Origin of the sequence: Streptomyces sp. NPDC059895, assembly GCF_042731035.1 — a bacterium.
Lineage (GTDB): Bacteria > Actinomycetota > Actinomycetes > Streptomycetales > Streptomycetaceae > Streptomyces.
Genome location: NZ_JBHWKO010000001.1, coordinates 1 through 10,338, shown reverse-complemented (window position 1 = coordinate 10,338; position 10,338 = coordinate 1). Strand labels below are relative to the sequence as shown.

Sequence of the window (10,338 nt, the reverse complement as noted above, 5' to 3'; positions counted from 1 at the left end):
CGCGGCGGGCGCTCCCGGGGTGCCCCTGGGGGGGGGCGCTGTGGCGGGGGTGGGGGTGGGGGGGGGGGGGGGGGCGGGGGGGGGGCCGGGCACCCGGCGCCTGCCGCCCGGCGCCTGCCCCGGCGGGGCGCGCCCGGGCAGGTTCTAGCCCGTCAACTCCCTCTCCAACGGCGTACGGAACCGGGGCGTCACCCTCGTCGTCCCCACCCAGGCCCGCAGCCGCTCCGCCTCCGCCGTGATCGCCGCCTCCGCCTCCCGCCCCACGCCCGCGCCGTCCAGGACGCGCCAGACGATCTCGCCGTCGGGCCGCTGGGCCCACCCCCCGACCACCCGTCCGTCCCACCACACCGTCGGCCCCACGTTCCCGCTGCGGTCGAACAGCGCCGGCCGCAGGCCGGGGGCGAGGTACCAGTCCCGCGCCTGCCACCCCATCGCCGTCGGGTCGAGGGCGGGCAGCAGCGCCGCCCACGGCCCGCCGGGCGCGGCGACGGGCTCGACGTCGCCCGCGGCCACGTATCCCGTGCCCTCGTCCAGCGACACCGCCCGCGCCCCGATCGCCGCCAGCGCCCGCCGTACGTCCGTCACCCGCCACCCCGTCCACCACTTCAGGTCGGCCTCGGTGGCCGGCCCGCAGGCGGTGAGCCAGCGGCGCAGCAGCTCCGCCTGGGCCCCGGCCGGGGCGAGCTCGGGATGCGCGGGAGCGGCCGCCCAACGGAACTGACTCGACGTCCACGAGCCGATCGGACGGCCCCGGACGACCTTCCCCTCGACGCCCAGCACTTTCAGCAGCCGCGTCGAGACGGTGTGGATCCCCTCGTAGCTCTTGCCCGCCGCGTACACGAACCGCTCCCGCAGCCGCGGCTCCTCCCGCGCCAGTTCGGCCGCCGTCGCCTGCCCAAGCCGCTCCAGCGCGGCCAGCGCCGACTCCTCGACCTCCTTCAGCCAGGCCGCGTCCGGCGCGCCGGCCTTCGCCATGTCCTTGAGCAGCGTCGCACGTTCCCGCGCGGCGACCGCGAGGCCGGTCGAGGCGTGCACGACCGCCGTCAGCTCCGCGGGGAACACGAAGACCGTGTGCCGCAAGCCGTGCATACGCACCAGCGCCCGGTCGTCGCCGTGCGGTGCCCGGTCCTTGCCGTGCGGTGCCTGGTCATCGCCGTAGAGCGCCCGTTCCGTCTCCGCCACCGTCCCCGACGGGTCCGCGAGCCGTGCACCGACCGCCAGGTACACCGTCGCCGGATCCGAGCCGTGCAGCGCGACGAGCGCCTCGGCCACCTGCTCCGGGCGCACCGCCCGCGCCTGCGGCGTCAGCCGGTGCCGCAGGGCCAGCCGGGCCCGCCGCTCCGCCACGCCGATGTACCGCTCCCCGCCGTCCATCCCCGCCTCCGCCCCTCTGTGGTCCCGACCGCCATACTCCACGACTGCACTGACAACGGCCGCTCCGTGCGCTCGTTCCGTGCGTGGGGAGCGGCTCAGGCGTACGCCTCCAGCAGGCCCGCCACATACGCCTCCAGCCGGCCGCCCAGTACCTCCGCCGTCAGGTCGCTCCGGCCCAGTTCCCGCCACGGCCCGGCGAGTTTCGCCGCGTCGGGGGCGCAGGCCAGCGCGTCCAGCAGCCTCAGCAGGGCGCTCACGAACGCCCGCCGGTCCTCGGCGCGGTCGTGCGGCCACCGGCCCGACCGGTGCTCCGCGTCCGGCAGTTCCAGGCGCGAGTACTGCGCCCGGGCCGACAGCGCGTCCTGTACGGCCTCCGTCACCTCCGGCGGGATCACCGCGTCCGAGCCCGGCACGACCAGCACCGCCCGCCCCGCGCGTGAAAGGAGAGAACTCGCTCATCTCCCCATTCATGCAAGGCACTTACGCCGCCTGAGCCGCTTGGGCCGCCTTGATCGCCTCGCGCGGGTGCTCCTCCTCGGCCTGACCGAGCGAGGTCCGCACCAGTTGTCCGCCGAACGGCGCGATCTGCGGGATCACGGGCGAGGAGCACCCCTTGTGGCCGTTTGTGGCTGTTTGCGGCCGTACAGGGACGATATGTATCGCTTCGGCCGACTCCAGGTCCGGGGAAAAGAAGGTGCACCTCGAGTGACCGCCTCCCTACGCTGAGAGCACCCCCACCCCCCCCGCACCGCACCCGGTCAGATCGTTCCCGCCCAGGAAGGAGGCACCCCATGGGCACCGTCGTACTCTCCGGGACCGCTGTCCTGGTGGTCCTGGGTTTCGGAAACCACCTCTACTGGCTCGCCGCGGTCGCCGTGCTCTTCCTGTACGTGCGCTACGGCCGCGTCGCCTCCTCGGCGCCCGCGCCCGGCCCCGCCGCGAGCCCCGCGCCGACCACCTACAAGGCCTACCGCGCCCGCCGCGACCAGCAGGCCAAGTGGGAGCGCCGCTACCGCCGCGAGCGCCCCCTGGAGTTCCGCCGCCAGGAGCGCGAACGCTGAAAGTAGCGGGGCCGCACGGCACCGGCCCCCGGTTCCTCATGGACCGGGGGCCGGCCCGCACGCGAAGCCTGCGACGGCACCGCGCCCCCGAGGCCCCTCCTGCGGCGCGGCTAGTACGGCGCCCGCGTCTGCGCGTACCCCAGCAGCAGGACCACCGCGGCCACGCACCCCAGAACGATCGCCGTCGACACCCACGACGACCGCCGGGGCGTCACCGGCCCGGGATCGGCCCGGAAGGGCTGCGGCCGCGGCGGGTTCTCCCTCCAGCGCGCGGCCAGCATCCGCGCCCGCGCCGAGGGCTCCTTGTGCTCGGCTTCGTCCGCCCATCTGAGGTCGAACTCCCGCTCCCCGTCTTCCCGTTCGGGCATCCCCGTCCCACCCCGTCACCTCTGTCGAACACCAGTGCCGGAAACGATACGGCGAGGCCCCGCTCCGAGGAACGGGAAGGCCGTGGACAAGCGACGAGGGCCGCTACCCGATCACGGGTAGCGGCCCTCGCGGCGTCTCTGACGACGCGGAGTCGGAGAGGCGGCCGGGTGGTTCACGGGCTTACGCCCAGGTCACCCGGCCCCGCTTCCTAGACGTCGAAGTACAGCTCGAACTCGTGCGGGTGCGGGCGCAGCTGCAGCGGAGCGATCTCGTTCGTGCGCTTGAAGTCGATCCACGTCTCGATCAGGTCCGGCGTGAAGACGTCGCCCTGGAGGAGGAACTCGTGGTCGCGCTCGAGCGAGTCGAGGACGGCCGGGAGGGAGGTCGGGACCTGCGCGACGTTCGCGTGCTCCTCGGGAGCGAGCTCGTAGAGGTCCTTGTCGATCGGCTCGGCCGGCTCGATCTTGTTCTTGACGCCGTCGAGGCCCGCGAGGAGCAGGGCCGAGAAGGCCAGGTACGGGTTGCCGGAGGAGTCCGGCGCGCGGAACTCGACGCGCTTGGCCTTCGGGTTCGAACCCGTGATCGGGATACGCATGGCCGCGGAGCGGTTGCGCTGCGAGTACACCAGGTTGATCGGGGCCTCGAAGCCCGGGACCAGGCGGTGGTAGGAGTTCACCGTCGGGTTGGTGAAGGCCAGCAGCGACGGGGCGTGCTTGAGGATGCCGCCGATGTAGTAGCGGGCCATGTCCGACAGGCCCGCGTAGCCGGCCTCGTCGTAGAACAGCGGGGAGCCGTTGCTCCACAGCGACTGGTGGACGTGCATGCCCGAACCGTTGTCACCGAAGATCGGCTTCGGCATGAAGGTCGCGGTCTTGCCGTTGCGCCAGGCGACGTTCTTCACGATGTACTTGAAGAGCTGGAGGTCGTCGGCCGCGGCGAGCAGCGTGTTGAACTTGTAGTTGATCTCGGCCTGGCCGGCGGTGCCCACCTCGTGGTGCTGGCGCTCGACCTGCAGGCCCGACTTGGCCAGCTCCAGGGAGATCTCGGCGCGCAGGTCGGCGAAGTGGTCGACCGGCGGGACCGGGAAGTAGCCGCCCTTGTAGCGGACCTTGTACCCGCGGTTGTCCTCCAGCGCGCCGGTGTTCCAGGCGCCGGCCTCGGAGTCGATGTGGTAGAAGGACTCGTTCTCCGAGGTCTTGAAGCGCACGCTGTCGAAAACGTAGAACTCGGCCTCGGGACCGAAGTACGCGGTGTCGGCGATCCCGGTCGACGCCAGGTACGCCTCCGCCTTCTTCGCCACGTTGCGCGGGTCACGGGAGTACTGCTCGCCCGTGATCGGGTCGTGGATGAAGAAGTTGATGTTGAGGGTCTTGTCGCGGCGGAAGGGGTCCACCCGCGCGGTCGACAGGTCGGCGCGCAGGGCCATGTCGGACTCGTGAATGGCCTGGAAGCCACGGATCGACGATCCGTCGAAGGCGAGCTCCTCGTCCGGGTCGAACGCCTCGACGGGCAGCGAGAAGTGCTGCATGACGCCCGGCAGGTCGCAGAACCGGACGTCGATGAACTTGACGTCCTCGTCCGCGATGAACTTCTTGGCCTCGTCGGCGTTCTGGAACATCCAGCTCCTCCTACTCCCGGCCGTCGAGCCGGGGTGGTAGTTCGTTCGTGCGGCCAGTGCGGTGGCACACGCTGTCGTCGACCCTAGGGACGGGTGATTTCTCGTGCGTGACCCATTTGTTTCGCAGAAGTTAACCGGCCCGGGTTCCACGGTAGCTCGGTCACACGGTCCCGCACCCCTCCGTCCGCCGGGCATATGGGTGCGCAGTACCGTGGACGGGTGGACAACAGGCAAGCAATCGGATCGTGGCTCTCCGGCCCGCGCGCGGCCATGGAGGAAGCCGGTGCCGACTTCGGGTACCGGGGCGAGCAGCTGGGTCTGCCGGAGGAGGGACCGGGCTCGATCGCCCGCCCGGGCCGGCGTGTCGGCGCCCTTGCGGTGGACTGGGGTCTGTGCCTCTTGATCGCATACGGTCTGATCACGGACGGCTACGGCCCCGCCACCGGCAACTGGGCCCTGCTGATCTTCCTCGTGATGAGTGTGCTGACGGTGGGTACGCTCGGCTTCACTCCGGGCAAGCGCCTGTTCCGTCTGCGCGTGGTCGCCCTGGACACCGGCACCGTCCACCCCGCCCGCTCCGCCCTGCGCTCGGTCCTGCTCTGCCTCGCCGTCCCCGCGCTGATCTGGGACCGCGACGGCCGCGGCCTCCACGACCGGCTGGCCCGCACGGTCGAGGTGCGCATCTAGGACGACGTGCGCGGCCCCGCATCCGCATCTGCATCCGCATCCAGGACGCCGTACGGCGGAGGGGATGGCGTACGGCGGAGGGATGGCGTACGACGAAGGGGGCGCCCGGAGTGATCCGGGCGCCCCCTTCGGGTGTCGCGGGGTTCAGCGGGCCTTCGGCCCGCCCCTCGGCAGGCGCATGCCCTTGGGCATCGGCCCCTTCGGCAGCGGCATGTTGCTCATCAGGTCGCCCATGGCGCGCAGCCGGTCGTTGGTGGTGGTCACCTGCGGGCCGGTCAGGACGCGCGGCAGCTTCAGCATGGTGGTCCGCAGCTTCTTCAGCTCCACCTGGCCCTCGCCGGTGCCGACGATCAGGTCGTGCACCGGGACGTCCGCCACGATGCGGTTCATCTTCTTCTTCTCGGCGGCCAGCAGGCTCTTCACCCGGTTCGGGTTGCCCTCGGCGACCAGGACGATGCCGGCCTTGCCGACGGCCCGGTGCACCACGTCCTGGCTGCGGTTCATCGCCACCGCGGGGGTCGTCGTCCAGCCCCGGCCGACGTTGTCCAGCACGGCCGCCGCGGCACCCGGCTGGCCCTCCATCTGGCCGAAGGCGGCCCGCTCGGCCCGGCGGCCGAACACGATCGCCGTCGCGAGGAAGGCGAGCAGGAAGCCCAGGATGCCGAGATAGACGGGGTGGCCGATCGCGAAACCGATCGCGAGGAAGACACCGAAGGTGACGATTCCGACAGCCGCGAGTACAAGACCGATCTTCTTGTCGGCCTTGCGGGTCATCTTGTAGGTCAGGGCGATCTGCTTCAGTCGCCCGGGGTTAGCGGCGTCTGCCGCCGTGTCCTTCCTCGCCATGTCACGCAGTCTACGTGGCCCCGGGAGGACCCACGACGGCAGTGCCCCGGAGCGAGGGGCCGGGGGCGGTCAGGAGCCGGCGGAGCTGACCGCTTCGAGGACGCGCTGCGCCTCGACACGGTCCTTGGCGCGGCGGCGGTCCTCCAGGACGGAGGTCCAGGCGTTGCGTCGGGCGGTGCGCTGGCCGCCGCTCATGAGCAGGGACTCGACGGCGCGCAGGGCGTCGGTGAAGGAAGGGATCGCGGTGGCGCGAACAGGCGCGGCCTGCATGATGGGGCCCCCTCGGGCGGCATGGGTCACGGGTGCGCGTGGTGTGATACCAACGTCACTGATTGGTGTTACCAGGGCGTGACCGACCGGTCAAACACCAATGAAGCCTCGATGTGAGGGGCCGAAATGCTGATGCGGCCCCGGCGGGCGCCCTCATCAGGGAGGACGGCCGGGACCGCATCTTCTCGGACGCTACCGACGGGTAGCCGCTTGTGCGTGAATTCACAGGCTCGCCGCGCCCGGTGCCGGGCACGGCGGGTGACGGGGCGTCAGACGGCCTGGGCGGCCACGAAGGTACCGCGCTTCTCGACGGCCATCTGGTACAGGCGCCCGGCGCGGTAGGAGGACCGTACCAGCGGGCCGGACATCACGCCCGAGAAGCCGATCTGCTCGGCCTCCTCCTTCAGCTCGACGAACTCCTGCGGCTTGACCCAGCGCTCCACGGGGTGGTGCCGGACGCTCGGGCGCAGGTACTGGGTGATGGTGACGAGCTCGCAGCCGGCGTCGTGCAGCTGCCGCAGCGCGTCGCTGACCTCCTCGCGGGTCTCACCCATGCCGAGGATCAGGTTGGACTTGGTGACCAGGCCGACGTCGCGCGCCGCGGTGATGACCTCGAGCGAGCGCTCGTAGCGGAAACCGGGACGGATCCGCTTGAAGATCCGCGGGACGGTCTCGACGTTGTGCGCGAACACCTCGGGCCGGGAGGAGAAGACCTCCGCCAGCTGCTCCGGCACGGCGTTGAAGTCGGGGGCCAGCAGCTCCACCTTCGTGCGCCCGCCCTCGCGCTCCGCCGTCTGCCGGTGGATCTGCCGCACGGTCTCGGCGTACAGCCAGGCGCCGCCGTCCTCCAGGTCGTCCCGCGCCACGCCGGTGATGGTGGCGTAGTTCAGGTCCATGGTGACGACCGACTCGCCGACGCGCCGCGGCTCGTCCCGGTCGAGCGCCTCGGGCTTGCCGGTGTCGATCTGGCAGAAGTCGCAGCGCCGGGTGCACTGGTCGCCGCCGATGAGGAAGGTGGCCTCGCGGTCCTCCCAGCACTCGTAGATGTTGGGACAGCCGGCTTCCTGGCATACGGTGTGCAGCCCCTCGCTCTTCACGAGGTTCTGCATCTTCGTGTACTCGGGACCCATTTTCGCCCGGGTCTTGATCCACTCGGGCTTGCGCTCGATGGGGGTCTGGCTGTTCCGGACCTCCAGGCGCAGCATCTTGCGTCCGTCGGGTGCGACTGCGGACACATCGGCTCCCTGTAGCTTCGATTCTTCGGCGTCCCCCAGGGTACGCCCGTACGTTTTCGGCCCCCGCGGTGGGCAACCCGCCGGGCGGGGCGGGAATTCCCCCCGCGGCCCCGGCGTGACGGTGACGACACGCCCGGCTGGGCCCAGGACCTAGGCCGAGGCCCGCTCCACCTCCCGCGGCTTCGGGTCCGCGTTGCCCAGGACGTCGGCGAGGTGGCGTTCGACGACCGGCAGGACCTCCTCGATGGTCACGTCCCGGCCGAGCTCGGCGGCGAGCGAGGCGACCCCCGCGTCCCGGATCCCGCACGGGATGATCCGGTCGAACCACTTGTTGTCGGGGTTCACGTTCAGCGCGAAGCCGTGCATCGTGACGCCCTTGGCCACCCGGATGCCGATCGCGGCGATCTTGCGGTCCTCGCGGCGCTGGCCGGCGTTGGAGGGGGCGTACTCCGGGCCGTTCAGGCGCGGATCGAACTCCTCGTCGGTGAGCCGGGGGTCGAAGTCCAGCGAGAGACCGCCGAAGGACGGCCGCTGCTCCACCGGGTCGCCGAGCACCCACACCCCGCTGCGGCCCTCGACCCGGGTGGTCTCCAGGCCGAACTCCGCGCAGGTGCGGATCAGCGCGTCCTCCAGACGCCGGACGTGCGCCACCACGTCCACCGGGCGCGGGAGCTTCTGGATGGGGTAGCCCACCAGCTGGCCCGGGCCGTGCCAGGTGATCTTGCCGCCGCGGTCCACGTCGATCACCGGCGTGCCGTCCAGGGGGCGCTCGTCGTCGGCGGTGCGCCGGCCGGCCGTGTAGACCGGCGGGTGCTCCAGCAGCAGCACGGTGTCGGGAACCTCGTCGGCGAAACGCGCCGCGTGCACCCGGCGCTGCTCGTCCCACGCCTCCTGGTACTCGACCGCGTCCGCTCCGAATCCCATGCGGACGAACCGCACCTCACTCACGGCAAGCGCCTCCCTCGGCAACGGGTGTAACGGGCACGCAGCGCGCCCCCGCCACTGTACGTCCGGCCCGCACGCGTCAGCCCAGGAGTCGATCCTCACACGATCGGATGAATGAATGTCGAGATGTGCGATCGCCTGCTTACGCTCCGCTACATTCGCGCCGTTCACGAGGCCATTAGGGCTGCTCACAGGCAATCCAGGCACTTCAGGGGCCTGGAAGGCAGGAGACCGCACCGCAGATGACGGAACGACCCGCGCAGCGCACTCCCAACCGCCAGCTCGCCGCGCTCATCGCAGAAGCGGGCTTCTCCAACGCGGGTCTGGCCCGGCGCGTCGATCAGCTCGGCCTCGAGCACGGGCTGGATCTCAGATACGACAAGACGTCCGTCACCCGATGGCTGCGCGGTCAGCAGCCCCGCGGCACCACCCCCGCCCTCATCGCCGAGGTCTTCACCCGCCGTCTGGGCCGCCGTCTGACCGCGCAGGACCTCGGCCTGGACGCGTGCGCCCCCGTGTACGCGGGGCTGGAGTTCGCCGGTACCCCCGAGGAGGCGATCGACATCGTCGGCGGGCTGTGGCGCAAGGACTCCGGCAGCCACGCCGAGCTGCGCAAGATCGCCTTCACGCCGGCCGGTCTCGTCGTGCCCAGCCGGGACTGGCTGATCGGCCGGGCCGACGAGAGGGTCGCCCGCGCTCCCGGGGAGCCCCCCGCCCGGGTGCCGGCCCAGGCCCGCCCCTCCGGCCAGGCCGCGTCGGCCGCGTCGGCCCCGTCGGCCGGACCGGGGTCCGGCAGGTCGGTGCCGCCCAGGCCGCCGGGCCCGCCCGGCCACGGCGCGTCCGGCGTGCCCCGGCAGCGCGGCACCACCGAGCGCGGCCCCGGCCAGCGCGTCACCGGCGGCGACATCGCCGCCCTCCGCTCGGTGGGCGAACTCTTCCGCACCCTCGACGACATGTACGGCGGCGGCCACGCCCGCCAGGCCCTCGTGCGCTACCTGGAGCACGAGTGCGAGCCGATGCTGCGCGGCGTCTACGGCGAGCAGGCCGGCCGCCGTCTGTTCGGCGCCGCCGCCGACCTCACCCGCCTCGCGGGCTGGACCTCCTTCGACATCGCCGCGCACGGCCTGGCCCAGCGCTACTTCGTGCAGGCCCTGCGGCTCTCCCAGGCCGCCGGGGACCGGGCGTACGGCTCCTTCGTCCTGGCCACCATGAGCCGCCAGGCCGTCTACCTCGGCCACGGCCGCGAGGCCGTGCAGCTCGCGCGCGTCGCCCAGCAGGGCGTCGGTACGAACGCCCCGCCCGTCGTCCAGGCGCTGCTGCACGCCGCCGAGGCGCGCGGACACGGCGTGCTGGGCGAGGTGCGGGCCTGCACCGCGTCCCTGGTGCGGGCCGAGCGTGCGCTGGAGGCGGCCAAGGCGGGGGACGAGACGCCGTTCTGGGCGCGGTTCTTCGACGAGGGGCAGCTCGCCGACGAGTTCGGGCACTGCCACCGGGACCTCCAGCAGTTCCGGGCCGCCGCCCAGCACGCGGAACGCTCCCTGCAGCTCCGTCCCGCGGCCTACGCCCGCAGCCGCCTGTTCTGCCGGGTCGTCCTCGCCTCCGCCCGCCTCGGCCTCGGCGAGCTCGACCAGGCGTGCCATCTCGCGGCGGAGGCGGCGGGGCAGGCGGCGGAGATGCGGTCGGTGCGGGCGGTGGAGTACGTCAAGGACTTCGAGCGCCGGCTGGAGCCGTACAAGGACGCGGCGCCGGTGCGGACGTACCGGGACAAGGTGGCTGCGCTGGGGTAGTCGGCGGGGCGGCGGGGGGTCTCCTCCCCCCGCCGCCCCTTCCCGTCCCATCCCCGGGGGCTGCCGCCCCCGGACCCCGGCGCCGTAGGCGCTTGCGCCGCCCCCGGCGGCCTTGCGCCGCCCCCGGCGGCCTTGCGCCGCCCCCG

Annotated in this window: 10 protein-coding genes and 1 pseudogene; 3 read left to right on the top strand and 8 right to left on the bottom strand. The window is 72.4% G+C overall.

Features of this window, described 5'->3' with window-relative positions; all coding sequences use genetic code 11:
* Window positions 1-144: 144 nt before the first annotated feature.
* Entirely contained in the window at window positions 145-1,374 is a 1,230-nt protein-coding gene (locus tag ACFV9M_RS00055) for a winged helix DNA-binding domain-containing protein (protein WP_385078211.1), read from the bottom strand.
* 95 nt (window positions 1,375-1,469) lie between these two features.
* Window positions 1,470-1,616: pseudogene (locus tag ACFV9M_RS00050) on the bottom strand (aminoglycoside phosphotransferase family protein); the annotation flags it as partial.
* Window positions 1,617-2,165: 549 nt separating this feature from the next.
* On the opposite strand from ACFV9M_RS00050, the gene ACFV9M_RS00045 reads away from it, so the two are divergent.
* Window positions 2,166-2,435: a hypothetical protein gene (locus ACFV9M_RS00045; protein ID WP_385078212.1), complete on the top strand. Its 270-nt coding sequence runs from the start codon at window positions 2,166-2,168 to the stop codon at window positions 2,433-2,435.
* Window positions 2,436-2,545: 110 nt separating this feature from the next.
* Here the strand turns inward: ACFV9M_RS00045 and ACFV9M_RS00040 are convergent, their stop codons facing one another.
* Both ACFV9M_RS00040 and glnA read right to left on the bottom strand, forming a co-directional pair.
* Entirely contained in the window at window positions 2,546-2,803 is a 258-nt protein-coding gene (locus tag ACFV9M_RS00040) for a hypothetical protein (RefSeq protein ID WP_385078213.1), read from the bottom strand.
* A 209-nt stretch (window positions 2,804-3,012) separates the two neighbouring features.
* Complete coding sequence (glnA, locus tag ACFV9M_RS00035) at window positions 3,013-4,422, bottom strand: type I glutamate--ammonia ligase (RefSeq protein ID WP_385078216.1); 1,410 nt, start codon at window positions 4,420-4,422, stop codon at window positions 3,013-3,015.
* 219 nt (window positions 4,423-4,641) lie between these two features.
* Between glnA and ACFV9M_RS00030 the strand changes: the two genes are divergently transcribed.
* The gene (locus ACFV9M_RS00030) at window positions 4,642-5,109 is read left to right on the top strand and encodes an RDD family protein (RefSeq protein WP_385078219.1); all 468 of its coding nucleotides are present in this window, start codon (window positions 4,642-4,644) and stop codon (window positions 5,107-5,109) included.
* 144 nt (window positions 5,110-5,253) lie between these two features.
* Here ACFV9M_RS00030 and ACFV9M_RS00025 read toward each other — a convergent pair whose 3' ends face one another.
* The 4 genes from ACFV9M_RS00025 to lipB form a co-directional block, all read right to left on the bottom strand.
* Window positions 5,254-5,955 carry a DUF4191 domain-containing protein gene (locus tag ACFV9M_RS00025; protein ID WP_385078222.1) on the bottom strand — a complete coding sequence of 234 codons (702 nt, stop codon included), beginning with the start codon at window positions 5,953-5,955 and terminating at the stop codon, window positions 5,254-5,256.
* 69 nt (window positions 5,956-6,024) lie between these two features.
* A complete protein-coding gene (locus ACFV9M_RS00020) occupies window positions 6,025-6,225 on the bottom strand; it encodes a hypothetical protein (RefSeq protein ID WP_385078225.1) in 201 nt (66 codons plus the stop codon).
* A gap of 269 nt (window positions 6,226-6,494) precedes the next feature.
* Window positions 6,495-7,460, bottom strand: a complete 966-nt coding sequence (lipA, locus tag ACFV9M_RS00015) for a lipoyl synthase (protein ID WP_385078228.1) — start codon at window positions 7,458-7,460, stop codon at window positions 6,495-6,497.
* 150 nt (window positions 7,461-7,610) lie between these two features.
* The gene (gene lipB, locus ACFV9M_RS00010; RefSeq protein ID WP_385078231.1) at window positions 7,611-8,408 is read right to left on the bottom strand and encodes a lipoyl(octanoyl) transferase LipB; all 798 of its coding nucleotides are present in this window, start codon (window positions 8,406-8,408) and stop codon (window positions 7,611-7,613) included.
* Window positions 8,409-8,647: 239 nt separating this feature from the next.
* Between lipB and ACFV9M_RS00005 the strand changes: the two genes are divergently transcribed.
* Entirely contained in the window at window positions 8,648-10,192 is a 1,545-nt protein-coding gene (locus ACFV9M_RS00005) for a regulator (protein ID WP_385078234.1), read from the top strand.
* Window positions 10,193-10,338: the final 146 nt, after the last annotated feature.

Coding starts and splice junctions, on each gene's coding strand:
- ACFV9M_RS00055 (WP_385078211.1), bottom strand. CDS start 1,374: ATGGACGGCGGGGAGCGGTACATCGGCGTGGCGGAGCGGCGGGCCCGG.
- ACFV9M_RS00045 (WP_385078212.1), top strand. CDS start 2,166: ATGGGCACCGTCGTACTCTCCGGGACCGCTGTCCTGGTGGTCCTGGGT.
- ACFV9M_RS00040 (WP_385078213.1), bottom strand. CDS start 2,803: ATGCCCGAACGGGAAGACGGGGAGCGGGAGTTCGACCTCAGATGGGCG.
- glnA (WP_385078216.1), bottom strand. CDS start 4,422: ATGTTCCAGAACGCCGACGAGGCCAAGAAGTTCATCGCGGACGAGGAC.
- ACFV9M_RS00025 (WP_385078222.1), bottom strand. CDS start 5,955: ATGGCGAGGAAGGACACGGCGGCAGACGCCGCTAACCCCGGGCGACTG.
- ACFV9M_RS00020 (WP_385078225.1), bottom strand. CDS start 6,225: ATGCAGGCCGCGCCTGTTCGCGCCACCGCGATCCCTTCCTTCACCGAC.
- ACFV9M_RS00005 (WP_385078234.1), top strand. CDS start 8,648: ATGACGGAACGACCCGCGCAGCGCACTCCCAACCGCCAGCTCGCCGCG.